The sequence below is a fragment of the Nocardia suismassiliense genome (genome assembly GCF_900269665.1).
Classification (GTDB): domain Bacteria; phylum Actinomycetota; class Actinomycetes; order Mycobacteriales; family Mycobacteriaceae; genus Nocardia; species Nocardia suismassiliense.
Map to the genome: position 1 here is coordinate 4,898,191 of NZ_LT985361.1, position 15,981 is coordinate 4,914,171.

Annotated in this window: 12 protein-coding genes; 6 read left to right on the forward strand and 6 right to left on the reverse strand. The window is 67.1% G+C overall.

Translation table 11 applies throughout. The features are described 5' to 3' along the window. Positions 1–314 precede the first annotated feature (314 nt). Positions 315–785: an SLOG cluster 4 domain-containing protein gene (locus DBO33_RS44035; protein ID WP_234390971.1), complete on the forward strand. Its 471-nt coding sequence runs from the start codon at positions 315–317 to the stop codon at positions 783–785. A gap of 168 nt (positions 786–953) precedes the next feature. Here the strand turns inward: DBO33_RS44035 and DBO33_RS22010 are convergent, their stop codons facing one another. Together DBO33_RS22010 and DBO33_RS22015 are read right to left on the reverse strand one after the other, a co-directional pair. Continuing rightward, positions 954–1,487 (reverse strand): DoxX family protein, encoded by a 534-nt coding sequence (locus tag DBO33_RS22010; protein ID WP_107656733.1) that lies wholly within the window; start codon positions 1,485–1,487, stop codon positions 954–956. Beyond that, on the reverse strand, positions 1,487–1,783 hold the full coding sequence (locus tag DBO33_RS22015) for a hypothetical protein (protein ID WP_234390972.1): 297 nt from the start codon (positions 1,781–1,783) through the stop codon (positions 1,487–1,489). The genes DBO33_RS22010 and DBO33_RS22015 overlap by 1 nt, the downstream gene beginning before the upstream one ends. 120 nt (positions 1,784–1,903) lie before the next feature. Between DBO33_RS22015 and DBO33_RS22020 the strand changes: the two genes are divergently transcribed. Then, the gene (locus tag DBO33_RS22020) at positions 1,904–2,545 is read left to right on the forward strand and encodes a MerR family transcriptional regulator (RefSeq protein WP_107656734.1); all 642 of its coding nucleotides are present in this window, start codon (positions 1,904–1,906) and stop codon (positions 2,543–2,545) included. Between the two features lie 185 nt (positions 2,546–2,730). Here the strand turns inward: DBO33_RS22020 and DBO33_RS22025 are convergent, their stop codons facing one another. The 4 genes from DBO33_RS22025 to DBO33_RS22040 form a co-directional block, all read right to left on the reverse strand. Continuing rightward, complete coding sequence (locus DBO33_RS22025; protein ID WP_234390973.1) at positions 2,731–4,041, reverse strand: DUF4153 domain-containing protein; 1,311 nt, start codon at positions 4,039–4,041, stop codon at positions 2,731–2,733. A 1,330-nt stretch (positions 4,042–5,371) separates the two neighbouring features. After that, positions 5,372–6,304: a HAMP domain-containing sensor histidine kinase gene (locus tag DBO33_RS22030; RefSeq protein WP_234391380.1), complete on the reverse strand. Its 933-nt coding sequence runs from the start codon at positions 6,302–6,304 to the stop codon at positions 5,372–5,374. Positions 6,305–6,934: 630 nt separating this feature from the next. Then, positions 6,935–7,636, reverse strand: coding sequence for a response regulator transcription factor (locus tag DBO33_RS22035; RefSeq protein WP_107656735.1), 702 nt, complete (start codon positions 7,634–7,636; stop codon positions 6,935–6,937). Between the two features lie 1,395 nt (positions 7,637–9,031). Then, entirely contained in the window at positions 9,032–11,056 is a 2,025-nt protein-coding gene (locus tag DBO33_RS22040) for a heavy metal translocating P-type ATPase (protein WP_234390974.1), read from the reverse strand. Positions 11,057–11,386: 330 nt separating this feature from the next. Here DBO33_RS22040 and DBO33_RS22045 point away from each other — a divergent pair, with 330 nt between their 5' ends. From DBO33_RS22045 to DBO33_RS22065, 4 genes are all read left to right on the forward strand, one after another. Then, positions 11,387–12,100, forward strand: a complete 714-nt coding sequence (locus tag DBO33_RS22045) for an endonuclease/exonuclease/phosphatase family protein (protein ID WP_107656737.1) — start codon at positions 11,387–11,389, stop codon at positions 12,098–12,100. A gap of 965 nt (positions 12,101–13,065) precedes the next feature. Beyond that, positions 13,066–13,908, forward strand: coding sequence for an alpha/beta fold hydrolase (locus DBO33_RS22055; protein WP_107656739.1), 843 nt, complete (start codon positions 13,066–13,068; stop codon positions 13,906–13,908). A 285-nt stretch (positions 13,909–14,193) separates the two neighbouring features. Continuing rightward, the gene (locus tag DBO33_RS22060) at positions 14,194–14,904 is read left to right on the forward strand and encodes a S1 family peptidase (protein ID WP_234390975.1); all 711 of its coding nucleotides are present in this window, start codon (positions 14,194–14,196) and stop codon (positions 14,902–14,904) included. An 88-nt stretch (positions 14,905–14,992) separates the two neighbouring features. Then, positions 14,993–15,520 carry a hypothetical protein gene (locus tag DBO33_RS22065; RefSeq protein WP_107656740.1) on the forward strand — a complete coding sequence of 176 codons (528 nt, stop codon included), beginning with the start codon at positions 14,993–14,995 and terminating at the stop codon, positions 15,518–15,520. Positions 15,521–15,981: the final 461 nt, after the last annotated feature.

Sequence of the window (15,981 nt, forward strand, 5' to 3'; positions counted from 1 at the left end):
CCCCTCAATGCCGTTGCGCAGTAACAACATTGCACACCTTTGCGCGGCGTGCCGGTCGAATGAGCTACAGACCGCTCCGCCGGTTTCCTTGGCGCGCATCGCCGATCGGCGTCGGGCGGAGCGCGAACCCGGGATTCGCCGCAGCAGCTACCGCGCCACGGACCGGTTCCGTCGTCCGCGACACCGGGACATGGCCGTGCCGACCCGCCCGCTCTCCGGAGGCACGTCGATACGCTGCCGGATGGACATGGCGGTGGCAAAGGTCGAGTAACTCCCTCGGTGCTGTCCCCGCTCGGATTCGAGGAGGGTGGCCGGTGCGGCAAGTCGCAGTGTGTGGTCCGAGGGAATGCAGTGACGTCGAGGCGCAGTGGGCGCGGATGGTCGGTCAGCTGCTAGCCGAGGCCGGGGTCACCGTGCTGTGCGGCGGGGGCGGTGGGGTGATGGCCGCGGTGGCGGAGGGGGCGTCCGGTGCGGGCGGGCTGGTGATCGGGGTGCGGCCGGATACCGAGCGCGGGGCGGTGTGCGCCGGATTGTCGGCGGTGCTGTTCACCGGTATGGGTGAGGCGCGCAACGCGATCCTGGTGGCGTCGGCGGATGCGGTGATCATCATCGGCGGATCGTGGGGCACGTTGTCGGAACTCGCTCTTGCCCGGCATCGCGGCGTCCCGGTGGTTTCCCTCGGCGGCTGGCAGCTCCTCGATGCCGACGGAAACCCTTTGGACGCAACTATTTCAGCGAATGATCCGGCCGACGCCGTCGCGCGTGCACTCGGGGCGGGGAGCTAGCTTTTCGAGTCGCAAACACCCCCACCCGGCCATGAACACGGCGACCCGAACGAGGCGCGCTCCGACCAGCCGCCCGCTCCGGGAACACCCGCAATCCACGTCGGCGATGCGATCGAGCGCGAAACCCAGTGCGGCATCCGCGAACAACAGTCCAGCCTTGTTCGATGCCTACTGAGGCCTACTGTGCGCTACTGATTCCGTTGCCGTGCGGTCTTTTTCGACTTTTCTTTCGGCTACCGACCTACTCGCCAGCAGCGCGACCGCGATATACAGCACCTGCTCGGGTATCCGCACCCACAGCGGCGTCGCCGGCGCACCGTGGAACGGAATCTCGGCTAGCGCCGCATAGATATTGGCCGGGATCAGCAGCACGAACAGCACGGCGAGTCCGAGACCGGCCCATCGACGCGTCCGACCGAGCACAAGTCCGACCGCACCAGCCAGTTCCAGCACGCCGGTCAGGTACACCATCAAAGCGGGGAACGGCACCCACGGCGGGACCATCGCGACCAGATCGGCATGCGTGGGCACGGGCGTATCAGCGAAACTGGCGGGCACGAAATGTGTTGTGCCCGTGACGATCAGCATCAGAGCCAGCGCGTAAGCGCCGCAGGTAGACCACACGGCGAATCGGGCGACGCCGAGCGCGCCGACCACGCGAAGACCAAGCAGAGCGGTCAGCAGCAGAACGAGGGTTTCCATCATGTCTCCGTGCGAGGTTCCGGCACCGGTCGCGGTGCGCGTAGGGATCGGATCAGCAGGTACGCGAGTACGCCGAGGGGCGCGAGCCACGCCCAGGTCACGGCGTAGATCAGCGTGGCGAGCGCGAATTTCACCGACTTCGCCCGGATCGGCAATCCGGTGCGGACGCGGCCGTCGACGATCATCCCGCCGATCGACACGACAACAAGGCTCGCCATCGCGGCGGCGAGCCACAGCGATCGCCGGTGCCGTTGCGCAACGGGAGGTCCGGCAGCGAGCCGGCGAGTGGTGACCATGATTCAGCTTTCGAGGTAGCAACGGACACTCTGACTATCGATAGTTGTACTATCGTTAGCGATTATGGATAGCTGTACTTCCCACTGTCAATAGCCTCGACCCGAGATCAGGAGACGCCCATGCGGATCGCCGAACTCAGCCGCAGCAGTGGCGTACCGCCCGCGACCATCAAGTACTACCTGCGCGAAGGACTACTGCGACCCGGCGTCCGGACCCATCACAACCAGGTGGATTACGGCGAGGAGCACGTCAACCGGTTACGGCTCATCCGCGCGCTCGTCGACATCGGCGGGATATCGATCAGCGCCGCCGCGGAGCTGCTGACCGTCCTCGACAGCGGCAGCCTGAGCGCGCGGGAGGCGCTGGGTGAGGCGTTGTACGCGCTAGGTGGCCGCCGCTCACCGGTGGGCGCGGAGCAGCAGGAAGCCGCCGAGGCCGACGTCGACGCACTACTGACCCGCCGGGGATGGCAGATCGGCGACGAGAGTCCCGCCCGGCACACCCTGACCGACGTGTGCGCGGCGTTGCGGCAACTCGGCCACGCCGACGTGCTCGGCGTCATAGACGACTACGCCGCGGCGGCCGAAGCCGTCGCGGCGGTCGATGTCGGGCTCGTCCGCGACGAACCCACCGTGGAGCGGATGACCGAGACGGCCATCGTCGGAACGATTCTCGGCGACACCATGCTCTCGGCGCTGCGCAGGCTGGCACAGGAACACATCTCCGGGATGCTGCTGTCCGGCGAAGAGCGGAAGGACTGAGCCGTCCGCTCTTCGACATCGGATCGAAGCTCGTCGCAACCGAACCGCATTGCGAGCCTGATTCGGTTCGGTGACGATGCGCGCAGCGTCACCGAACTCGGCACACGTCCCCTGTGTCAGGTTGCCACGATCTCCGCGAGAGCCGATTCCTGGAAACCGCGCAGCCGACCGTACATTCGCCCGGGTCAGCGAGCGGCGTCCGAGCGGGAAAGGTTCCAGCTCTGCCAGGTATCGTCATCGAGCTGGGCGCGGACCCGCTCGCGGACTTGGCTGCGCATCGGTTCCGGCAGCCGATCGATCGCAGGCAGGATGTCGGTCGACAGTTCGGACAGGTAGCTGGTGTCGAGCGGCTTCCCGTTCTCCCAGCGGGAGATGTTCTGGTCGGCGATCAGTCGCTCCGGATTCAGCACGGCCAGCGCGAGCAAGGTGGCCATGGCGGTGCCGATCACCGCACGCGGCAACCACATCCGGCGCAGGCTGAACACCGCGGCGAGCACCAGCAGATAGACCAGACCGAGCCACAGCTCGCAGACCTCGACCAGCAACCGCAGCAACGTGAAGCCGTACGCCTGTTGGTAAGTCCACATGCGCCCGAGTGCGGAGGCGACGATCACCAGCGAGAGCACGCTCACCGCGGACAGCAGCACACGCAACCACAGGCGGTCCGCCGCGGACTCCTGCCCGGCCCAGCGCAGCACCACCAGGATCACCGCGAGGGTGAGGATGGTGACCAACGACAGCTGCCAGAATCCCGTGCGGGCGTACTCGGCATAAGTGAGGCCTGCCGTGCGCTGCACATAGTCGTCGCCACCGAACAGCGCCACGAACTGCGCGCCGACGAACACCGCGAACAGAACGGTGAGCGCACTCACCGGCAGTGCCCACTCCAGGCGGCGCAGCGTCCGAACCGGCTCATTCGTCGATTCCGTTGCGGGCTGCGGCGGTCCGGCCAGCACATAGAGTGCACCGACCGCAGCGAGCCCGACCACCACGAACAGCACGATCTTCTGGACGACCCGATCCGTCGCGATCTCCGGTGTCAGCGGCTCCAGCAGCTTCGCGAACGTCGCATCGGCGCCACCGAGCAACGGGATGAACACCGCGAGCAACGCGACAGTCACCACCACCGACAGCACGACCCCCTGCTCCCGCCGCGACTTACTGCCACGCATCTGTTTGGCCCCGGCATACACCCACGGCACACTGCTCAACGACGCGAGCGGCCAAGCGATCACGTCATAGAGGACACCGTGCACCGAACGCCGCCCCACCACCGCCAGCGACCCGGCTACACACGCTGCCACTACGCACAGGGTGAACAACCAGCCCGCCGCGCGGAAAGTGCCCACCGCCAGGAGCGCCAGCAGCATTCCGGTCCAGAAGTTCCGAGCGCCGTTCTCGCTGAGTCCGCGACGGATGGCCGACTCCAGCTGGGTGCTCTCCGGTTTCGCTGCATCGGCAGGCTCCGACTTCGCACCGACGATGCGGGAATCCACGCGCGAGCTCGAATCTGCCGGGCCCTCGGGCTGACTGGAGCGCGACTCCGCCGCCGCAGATTTCACCTCCCGCGTAGTGGCATCCTCAGCAGTGGCGGAATCCGTCGTGGCCGACGGTGTGACGCGTGCGTCGTCGGCGGTGTCGATACCGGCGGCCGCCACGGGCGGGGTTGCCGACGACGGATTCGAGGCGGCATCAGCAGTTTCGGTCGCACCGGCACCAGAATCAGAGGTGGTGTCGGAGGCAGCGGCAGTCGTCGCAGCCAGCGGTGCGACGCGCGCATCGGCGGCATCGGCGGCAGCATCCGCAGCTGTGTCGGCGGAGGTAGTCGCAGCACCTGGAGCGGCGGAGGTAGTCGCAGCACCTGGAGCGGCGGAGGTAGTCGCAGCACCTGGAGCGGCGGAGGTAGTCGCAGCACCTGGAGCGGCGGAGGTAGTCGCAGCACCTGGAGCGGCGGAGGTAGTCGCAGCACCTGGAGCGGCGGAGGTAGTCGCAGCACCTGGAGCGGCGGAGGTAGTCGCAGCACCTGGAGCGGCGGAGGTAGTCGCAGCACCTGGAGCGGCGGAGGTAGTCGCAGCCTTCGGCGCGACACGCGCATCTGCGGCATCGCCGGCAACACCGGCGGCGGAATCTGTGGCGTCGACGGCAGCGGTCGACTTGCTGAGCTCATCGGGTTGCGACTTCGCTCCGTCCGAACCCTTGGGCGCGCCGGGAACTGGGATCTCCTCAGCTCGTGCACCGGACTTCTCTACTCGCGCGCCATGCGTCGAATCCTCCCCTCCGGGATTCGAAGCGGCGGCAGGCGATGTCGCCTGCACACCCTGTGACAAACTGGCCGCGTCGACTTCAGTTCCGCTTTCGGCCGAGTCTGGCCCCTCAGCGAGATCCTGCCGCGACTTGCGCGCGTTGCGATCCACCATGAGCACCGCGCCGACGCTCACCGATCCGGCGAGCAACCAGCCGATTCCCGGACGGTCCAACGGAATCAACACCGCGCCGGCGAAGCCCGCGAGACAAGCTGCAGGCAGGACGCCGGGTGGGCAGACGACGCGGCGCCATTTCGCCGGCGGTTGCGCTACCTGTCGTATCGGGTACTGGGGGTAGGCGGGAAGCGGCGGGTCGGAAGGGGTTGCGGGCACCGGCTGGTCGGCGGTCAGTAGCGCTCCCAGCGGCGAGCCGGGTGCCGGGGTTTCGGGTTGTGCAGCCGCGGACTTGTCCGCTTCCGGCGGTATCGGCGCTGCGGGTTTTTCGGGCATGATTCGCTTTCTGTGGGTGTGCGGGACCGCCCCGCGGGCCCTGATGGGTCCGGGTTGGCGGGTAGGAATGGGGTCAGTGGCCGGGTAGGACCACGCGGATACGGGAGCCGGGGTCGGCGACGGCGATGGTGCCGCCGTGCAGGTCGACGATCCAGCGGGAGATGGCGAGGCCGAGACCGGTGCCGCCGCCGTCGGTGCGGCCGCCACGGGTGAACCGGTCGAAGACGCGGGCGCGTTCGGCGGGTGGGATACCTGGGCCGTCGTCGGCTACCTCGATCACCAGCTTGCCGGATTGCATGCGGGCGGTGACGCGAACCTCGCCGCCTGCGGGGCCGTGCCGGGCGGCGTTGTCGAGCAGGTTGAGTAGCACTTGATGCAAACGTGCACGGTCGGCGAATACGCGTACGGTGCTGGGCTGCACGTCGGTCGTGAATCGCACGCCACGGCCGAGTGCCGCGGCGGCGACGTCCGCCTCGGCGACGACCTCGGCCAACAACGGTGCGACGTCGAGGCTTTCGCGATCGAGCGGGAAGGCGCCCGCCTCGATGCTGGACAGGTCGAGCAGTTCGGAGACCAGCAGGCTCAGCCGCTCGGTCTGGGCGAGGGCGGTGCGCAACGTTTTCGGGTCCGGTTCGGAGACGCCGTCGACGAGGTTTTCCAGTAGCGCGTTCAGCGCGGTGATCGGCGTACGGAGTTCGTGGGAGACGTTCGCGATGAGGTCGCGGCGCTGCTGGTCGGCGGCGGCCAGATCGGCGGCCATCTGATTGAACGCTTCGGCCAGTTGCCCGACCTCGTCGCGGGACGTCGCCCGCACCCGCCGTGTGTAGTCGCCGTGTGCCATCCTTTTGGCCGCAGCCGTCATCTCGCGCAATGGTCTGGTGATGCCGTGGGCGAGGAACTGCGAGGCGACCAGTGCGATCGCCACCGAGGCGAGGGTCGTCTTCGGCGGCAGCCAGCCGATCTTGAATCGAAAGTAGCCGAACGCGATCCCACCGGCACACAGCATCAGAATCGCCAGCTTCAACTTGACCGAGCGCACCCGATCCAGCGGTCGCGGGAGTACCTCGGCCACCTTGTCCGAGATGGCACGCAGTCGGTCCACGAGCGTACGAGGCTGGACGGGACCGATGTCACGCCCCCGGTTCGGGACGCTCAGGGCAGATGGGCGGTCGTGATCCGCTCCGCCGCGCGCGCGGGCCCGCCGTCCAACGCCTGCCGCGTGAGTGTCGCCCGTCTCGCCGGGCTTCAGCGAACCGTCGTCCGGTGCTGCGCTACTCTGCGCGACCACTTTCTGCGCCGAAACCTTCGCCGGAGACGAGGTGTCGTTCCGCGCGGCGGGCTGGTCGTGCGCGCTGTGGGTGTTGTCGTCCTGGAGAGAGCTCGGTGCGAACCCCTCGCCGGGTACCGCCGGGTTCGTGCTCATCGTGCCTCCAGCGCTGAGCGGGAGCACTGACATTCCATCGGTTCAAGAGCTCGAGTACTCCCCATTGCACCTCGCGTCGGTCGCTGGTTCATGCACACCTCTTGGTATCTCGTGTGCGGGGTCGTAAGCGTTTCGGTGAGTGCGTGCTCGACGCAGAAGCTCGCGACCAACGTGCGGCGGTATGCGGCATGTCGTGGGTTGCGTTGAGGCGTTTCATCGGGCTTCCAGTGCGTACCCCACGCCGTGCACGGTGCGGATCAAGTCGGCGCCGAGTTTGCGGCGCAAGGCTTTCACGTGGCTGTCGACCGCTCGGGTGCCTGCGGCGTCCGCCCAGTCCCAGACCTCCTCGAGGAGGCGTTCACGGGCCAGGACCACGCGGGGGCGGCGGGCCAAGCGGGCGAGCAGGTCGAATTCGAGTGGGGTGAGCTGGGCTTCGACGTCGGCGCGCCAGACGCGGCGCTGGTCGACGTCGATGCGCAGGTCACCGACCACGATGGTGTCGGCGTCCCGGTCGGCGGCGCGGTCCATGCGGCGCAGCAGTGCGTGCACGCGCGCGGTGAGGACACGCAGCGAGAACGGTTTGGTCAGATAGTCGTCCGCGCCGACACCGAGGCCGACGAGTTGGTCGGTCTCGTCGGTACGTGCGGTCAGCATCAGCACCGGCACCGGACGTTCCGCTTGGATCCGTCGGCACACTTCCAGCCCGTCGAAACCCGGCAGCATCACATCCAGCACCACCAGATCGGGTGCGAGCGCCGACGCCGCCGCCACTGCGGCAGGCCCGTCGTGCGCCAAGTCCACCGTGAACCCTTCGGCCCGCAGCCGCGCCGCGACCGACTCCGCGATGGTCACTTCATCGTCGACCACCAGAATCCGCCGCGCCACCTGTCCCCCGGCCGCTCCGCTCTGTTCCATGCTCGGAACCCTAGCCACCCCCTGTGGAGAGGTCCGGCACCAAATGTGGAGATTCCGTGTCGACGCCCCCTGTCGCTACCTCGCCACCTCGCCACCTCGCCACCTCGCCACCTCGCCACCTCGCCACCTCGCCACCTCGCCACCTCGCCACCTCGCCACGAGACCATGCCCCTGCCACACCGTCGTGTCTCGCCCCACGCCGAACTGCTCGCGTCCGTCGATGGCACTATTTGCGACCAGCCTGGCGGTCTCGTGTTGCCGCGACCTAGTGGCCCGCACTACCTCCCAGCCCCTTTCTCCCCCAAGTCCCGTTCGACGCCCAGACCACTCAACGCGGGCCTCCAACGGGACATGACGACCGGCTCACTCGTCTTTCCGCGCAGCCATGTCCCGTCCGAGCGCGGCCCAGGCCCCGAACGGGACATCAAGACGGGCTCCCCCGTCTTTCCGCGCAGCCATGTCCCCATCGAGCTCGGCCCAAGCCCGGAACGGGACATCACGCCGGGCTCACTCGTCTTTCCCCGCAGCCATGTCCCCATGGAGCTCGGCCGAGGGCCCGAGCGGGGCACGACGGCGCTGACTTGTGTTCCAGCGCGACAGGTCGGGATCGACACCGGAGTTGCTTGCAGCAGGCGGCCAATGCGAGTCGCACTGGGCGCAGAGTGCGACCAGTGCGGACAACCCCGCGTCGCCGAACTCTCCGCTCCGTCCATCGACCGGAACGCGCTTTAACTACCGCACGCACATGCCAATCGGAGCATATTTTCCACCCTCACCGTATTTGTCTGCGGGCCCCGGCCAACAATTCACGGACTGCCAATTCTTTTGGAAGCTAGGTGTCGAGGTCGATTCCGCCCAGCGTTGTGGCGAGCCTCCACACCCGACGGTCAATTTGTATTTCTTGCCCTGGGTATTGAAATTCCAACTCTGGCGGCTACCTTTACCTGCCCGCTTTGCCCAGCCGCTCTTTCCACCCTGGACCTCCACCCACACTCCGACGACGTTGCCGCCGTCCACGCATGTCGCACTGCCGGAGTTCGCCGCGTGTGCTACACCCGGTGTCGCCAGCGCGAGCCCAACTCCGATCGCTACAGCTGCTGAAACTGTGTACCTTGCCTTACCCACGGTCGCCTTTCGATTGACGTACAAGCGTCAAACGGACGGTATCCGGCAGCCATGTCGCCGCCAATCGGGTGTTTGAATGACATCGCGGGTCGGCAACTTCTGCATAGACAAACGAGACTTCGCCGTCAACGTCGAAATCCGGCGACCTGATTATCTACCGAAGGTCGCTCAACAAGGCCAACAGGATGTAGCGGCGAGCTCACTCGCCCTTGGACGCAGCCGAGTCCCGTTCAACGACCACGTCGGCGAACGGGACTCGGCGTACAGGTTCTATGCGGTGCTGGGGCGAGGCTCGTGGGTGATGCCTTCGTGCTCGGCGCCGCGGGCGAAGCGGAGGAGGCGGAGGGCGTTGGCTACTACGAGGAGGGTGGAGCCTTCGTGGATGAAGACTGCTGGGCCGATGGGGAGGCCCAGCAGGGTGGCGGGGACGAGGGCGAGGACTATCAGGAGGGAGAAGGTCAGGTTTTGGCGGATGATGCGGGCGGTGCGGCGGCTCAAAGCTACGGCGAAGGGGAGGCGGCCGATGTCGTCGACCATCAGCGCGATGTCGGCGGTTTCCAGCGCGACGGCGGAACCGCTTGCGCCCATGGCGATGCCGACCGAGGCGTTGACCATGGCGGGGGCGTCGTTGACGCCGTCACCGACCATGGCGGTGCCGTTGCGGCCGCCGAGCTTGCCGATCATGGTGACCTTGTCTTCGGGCAGCAGTCCGCCGTGTGCGGCGTTCAGGCCCATGTCCGCGGCGACGGCGTCGGCGACGCGCTGGTTGTCGCCGGAGATGAGGACGATGTCGTCGATGCCGAGTTCGCGCAGTCGAGCGACTACCGGTGCCGCTTCGGCGCGCGGGATGTCCATCACGCCGACGACACCCAGGTACACGCCCGCGTGCCGGACGATCATCGTGGTGCGTCCGCGCTCGTGTAGCTCGTCGACGGTCTGGACGATCTCACTCGGCACGCCCTCGGGGTCCAGTTCGAAGAACATGGTGCGGTTGCCGACCTCGGTGGTGTGGCCGTCGACGAGGGCGGTGATGCCGCGTCCGGTCACCGAGTTCACGGAGGTCGCGGTTCGTTCGCTGCCCGCGGGCACCAGCAGCGCGAGGTCCCGGGTGATGGCGCCGGCGAGCGGATGGTCGCTGTAGGACTCGACCGCGAAGAGCGTGCTGATCAGTTCGTCGCGCAGTTCCGGACGGGCCGGGACGATATCGGTGACCTTCGGCTGTCCCCAGGTGAGGGTGCCGGTCTTGTCGAACGCCATCGACCGCACCCTGCCGAGGGTTTCCAGAGGGCCACCGCCCTTGGCGAGGACACCGGCCTGGGCAGCGCGGGCGATTCCGGCGAGTACCGCGCTCGGCGTCGCGATCGCCAGCGCACAGGGGCTGGCTGCCACCAGTACCACCATGGCGCGATAGAAGCTGTCGGCGAACGGCTCCGCGGCGGCGAACACACCGAAGGCCAGCACGCCGAGCACTCCGGCGAGCACAACGGGCACGTAGAACAGTTGGAATCGGTCGATGAACCGCTGCGTCGGCGACTTCTGAGTGTCGGCCTCGCGCACCATCGTGATCACCCGGGCGAGCATGCTGTCCCCGGCGCGACTGGTCACGAGGACGTCCATCGCGCCGGCGCCATTCATCGTGCCTGCGAACACCCGATGCGATTCCGGCACAGCAGTGCCACTCGCCAGCGCGGCCGCGGCGTCGGCGATCGGCGCCTTCTCCACGGGAATACTTTCACCGGTCACCGACGACTCGTCGACGCTACTCACACCGTCGACCACCACACCGTCCGCGGCGAGCCGCGAATTCGGCAGCACGACAACCACATCGCCGATCGCGAGGTCGTTCACCTCGACTTCACGCACCACCCCGTCGGAAGCCCGCACGAGCGCGGTCGCCGGGGCGAGTTCGGCGAGTGCCTCGATCGAACGCTGCGCGCGTCCCATCGCATACTCCTCGAGTGCGTGCCCGAGGCTGAACAGGAACAGCAGGACCGATCCTTCCGCCCACTTGCCGACCATGGCCGCGCCCACCGCCGCGACCAGCATCAGGAAGTCGACCTCGAACCGGCCGCGGCGCACGGTGGAAATCGCGGTGCGGATGGTGAAGTAGCCGCCGAAGAAGTAGGTCGCCGCGAACAACGCGATCGCCACCCATTCCGGCGCGGACACCAGGTACTTCGCCGTCATGCCGCCGGCGTAGGTCACGCCGGAGGCGATCGCGAAGATCAGTTCCGACCGCTCCCCCAACAACGCGGCGCCATGGCCGTGTTCGCTTGCTCGTGCCTCTGTGCTCATACGCCCATCATATGCATAGATCGCTATGTATGCATAGTTACGATTTGCCGATAGTTGCTTTGCCGAGCCGCGCCCGTACGGATCGAGCAGATCCTTACTACTCCGATTCGACCGGCATGTGTCACGACCGCGACGTCGATTGGCAGCCTCGCCATAATTGGCAGCCTTTACGCACGTGGCAGCACATCCCCGAAAGGCACGTCCCCCCAACGCCTCCCCTCGACCGGCAACGCACCGACCTCGCACTCCCCCGATGTACACCAGGCATCAGTCGAACGGATACCGCTCCGCCAGACAGCGTTCGAACGCCGTGACCTAGCATCGCGACCTGTGATCACCGTTGCTACGTGGAACGTTCTCCACCGCATCCACGCCGAAAATTGGTACGAGGACGTCTCCACCCGGTGGCCGGACGAGGCGGCGCGCATCGACGCGGTCACCGCGCACGTGGCGGCGCGGACCGAGCAGGTCATCGCCTTGCAGGAGGTCAGCGGCGACCAATTGATCAGCCTGCGGGCCGCATTGCCCGACCGGACGATCCACGCCATGCAGTATCCGCGGGTACCCACCGCCCGCCGGCACGCCAGTGCGCTACGCGATCCGAGTGAGCATCTGGTGCTCATCGTCGCGGGACCGAGCCGGGATATCGCCGCCGAACCCTTCGCCGACGACGGCGGCAAAGGCCTGCTGGCGATCAGCGCGGGCGGCGCGGTGGTCATCGCGACACACGTCAGCGGCGATCGGCGACGGGTGAAGCAGCTCGCCCGGCTGGCCGAAGTGGCTTCCGCCACACCGGAATACGCGGCCGTGCTGCTTGGGGATTTCAATGTCGACCGGGCGACCGTCGCGTCGAGCCTCGGCGAGGGGTTCACTATCGCCGATCCGCCGTCGGACGCCCTGCCCACGCGGCCGCGCACCTCAGGGGCGAAGTCGCAGTTCATCGATCATGTGGTCGTGCGTGATGCGACGTTGCGCGAGGTAGTGGTCGAGGACTCGGGCGGCTTGTCCGACCACAACCTCGTGCGCGCGGCAATCGCGTTGTGACGTCACGCTATTCGTAGTCGCAGATGGGCACAACGGGCCCGGTGCGCCAACCCCGTGATTCTGGTGTCTGCTGTCCGTCGCGACCGGCGATTAGGGTTCTGCGGGTTGCCGATTCGGCAGCTCGAGACGGCGGGGGGACACGATGATGCGGCTTCACGCGGCGCGGCCTTGCCCTCAGCGTCCCTCCAGCGGTCGTTCCGCCGATCGGATCGGGATACCAGGAGAAGCCATGTGCCGCACAGGACTCGTGCCTTTACTCGCCCAGAAGCGCTCAGCGGCACTGTTATTCGCACTCGCGGCAACGATCGTCGCGCTCGCCGGATGTTCGTCCGGTGACCAACCCATTGCCACGAGAACACCTCTGCCGAGTGTCACCACGACACCAGCGCCGACCAGCGGACCGCCCACACCGACCCGATCAGCTCCGTCACCTGGACACACAGCACCCCCGCAGACCGCCGCCGCACCCCAGGGACCGAGCCATGACTACGTTAAGTGCACCGATCGCGTCGACTACACAGGCGACCCGCGCGCGAACGCCGAAATCAACGCCATCGGCGTACAAACCGGCGCCTGCCCCGAACCACAGCCCGCCGCCGACAATCACGTCGAGTGCACCGCCCACCTCGACTACACAGGCGACCCGCGCGCCAATGCCGAAATCAACGCCATCGGCGAACAAACCGGCAACTGCCCCGAACCACAACGTCCTACCCCGGCCCCCGTCACAACCTCGGAGGCACCGACCGCCACCACGTCGAGCGCACCGACCGTGACGACCTCCAACGCCCCAGAGCCCACCACGTCGACACCCCCGGCAACGTCCACCGTCACCCCACCGACGTCGTGATCATGGCGAACGCCGGAGTCCGTCCGCCATGCCAACATTCGCTGCCAGAACAGGCGATGACGGCAGTTGGCGCGATTCCCCTGCCACCGATGTCCGCCGGACCGAGAATGCTCGTATGGTCGAGATCAGCCGCGGGGTAGCCACCGTCAACGGCATTCACATGCACTACCGCCGGGCCGGGTCGGGCCCCGCGCTGGTGTTGCTGCACGGCTGGCCGCAGACCGGCTATTGCTGGCGCAAGGTGCTGCCCGCGCTGGCCGAGCGTCACACGGTCATCGCCCCCGACCTGCGCGGTTACGGGTACACCGACAAACCGACCACCGGCTACGACAAACGCAGCATGGCCGCCGATGTGGCCGCGCTGATCGAATCGCTGGGATTCACCTCAGCCGCCGTCGTCGGGCACGACCGCGGTGCCCGGGTGGCCCACCGCTGGGCGCTGGACCGGCCGGACCAAGTCAGCAAGCTCGTCGTGCTCGACATCATTCCCACCAGGGAGACCTGGCGCCGGATGGACGCCGCACTAGGTCGCCGATACTTCCACTGGTTGTTCCATCTGCAGCCGGATCTGCCGGAACGCCTTGTCGGCCATGACATTCCCGGTTACCTGCGCTACTTCTTCGAGACGTGGACGGTCAACCGGCACGGCCTGCCCGGCGAGGCCATCGACGAATACATCCGCGCCTTCAGCACACCAGGGGCTTTGCGGGCAGGCTTCGACGATTACCGTGCCGCCGACCTCGACAACGAACACGACAACACCGACGCGGGGCACTTGCTCACCATGCCGGTGCTCGCCCTCTGGGGCGCGGCCAGTTTCCTCGAAGAGATTCCGGCCCTGGAGATTTGGCGCGACTATGCCGAAGACGTGCGGGGCGCGGCTATCCCCGAGTGCGGGCATTTCATCGCCGAGGAGCGGCCGGAAGCGTTGCTGGCGCATCTGGACGAGTTCCTTTGAGACGCCGCATTCGGCCCAAGCAACATCAGTGTCGTTGCCCGTCCCTTTCGAACACTGGGCAATCGACTGCCGGGCCGCCATTGGCAGCAGCACTGACAGCACATTGGCAGCGCTGACAACATCTGGCAGAGGCATGCGCAGCACTGCCCTGGTTGCGCTTCACCCAAGATCTGATCACGGAACGATTATCAAGCCACGTAGAGACCGACCAGTCTGAAAGGATCAGACCGACTCCACCGAATACCCGCACGTGACCTGGTACATCCCCGGAATGAAGGGTGCGAAATGGTCGCTCTAGGACGGTTCGGGATCCACCTGGCGCTCTTCGCGGTCACCATGACCTGCACTGTCATCGGCGTACCCGGCGTCGCCGCTGCCGTACCTACGGCATCCCTCGGCGGCGGTTCGGGGATTCTGCTCGGACGCGCGGCATGCACGCTGACCACCATCGGCTACGACAACACCGATCGCCTGGTCGGGCTCACCGCGGGACACTGCGCGGAAATCGGGATGTCGGTGCGGGCGGAGCGGATGCCGGACGCGGGCATTGTCGGCACCGTCGCGGCAGTCGATCACCAGGACGACTACGCGGTGCTCGAGTTCGATCGGACGAAGGTGGTGCCGGTCCGGCAGGTGGCCGCAACCGTGATCGGCGGCATCGGCACACCACCGCAACAGGGCGATGTGGTGTGCAAGAACGGGCGGACCTCCGGATACAACTGCGGCATCGTGTGGGACACCCATCGGTGGTGGTTCCAGAACCAATCCTGTTCCCAGCCCGGCGATTCCGGCGGACCCGTCACCATCGGTGATCGACTGGTCGGCATGAACGTCGGACACATGGGCGTGCAGATGGTGGGCGTCACGGTGTTCGACATGGTGTGCCATCCGCCGGCGGTGCCGTTCCACGATCCGGCCGTGGCGACGCAGATCGGCATGGTGCTCGACGATATCGATCAGGCCGGCGGTGTCGGGTCGGGATTCCGGCCGCTCTGAACACCCGGATGAGTGGCAGGTGTCACGGGTCATCGGGTTCGGACAAACCGGTGCGATCCGGACCTACGACCAGAAGTAGTATGGCGCGGTGCGAACACCGGCGGAGGCAACAGCGCGATTGCGTGGTGCGTTCGTCGGATCCGCGTCCGGTGCGGTGAGCATCGCGGCGCATGCGCTCGGTGGGGGTGTTGTCGCTCCGGGGCAGTCTTCGATCGCCTTGCTGATCGCGGCGTGCACAGTTGTCGGTGTGACAGTCGGGGCACGGCGGACTCGGTACGGTCTGGTCGAAGTGATGGCTCTGCTGGCGATCGGGCAGGCTGTCGGGCACGTCGCCCTGACGATGTCGCCCGGTCACCATCACGGAGCCGGGACGACGGCGATCATGGGCGGCGCGCACCTGCTCGCAATTCCGGTGGGAGCGCTGCTCATTCGGGGCGCTGAAATCGCTGTCACGCGCGGCATATCCGCCGCGAGCCGCACTGCTCGCGTACTCAGCACCCGCCCCGCAGTACCTTTCGCGGTCGCGTACACCGTCCCGGTCGGGCCGCTTGTACCGGCTAGACGATTGTTGTTCAGCTCCGGGTTCGGACTGCGCGGGCCACCGCTGAGCCGCTGAGCCCAACCTCCCTCGCCAAGGTCCGACTCGACCGCAAAGCTTGCTGGGCAGCGCGATTCGCGCGAGTACGCGCTACGTGTGTACCTGTCAGCGCTGCCGACGCATCAACAACTCACAGTGCTGGTGGGCCACATCGTGCCGGCAGTGCCGAGGTTCGTGAACCGTGCGTTGCTGGTGCGAAAGCTCGCGCAGTCGACTCGACAAGCACGGGCCGGTTCATGCGGCAGGTCGCGCATTCGGTGTGGCAGCGGCGCAGTCGGTGCGGCAACGGCGCAGTCAGTGCGACAGCCACGCAGTCAGTGCGACAGCCACGCAGGCAGTGCGACAGCCACGCAGTCAGTGCGACAGCCCACCGGGCGGTCAATACGACAGCCCGTGCGGTCGCGTTGCGGCAGCTCGCACGTAACTGTGGGCGACCCGCGCGCGATCAGTGCAACGGCTCGCGGGTAGCGCGACTGCTC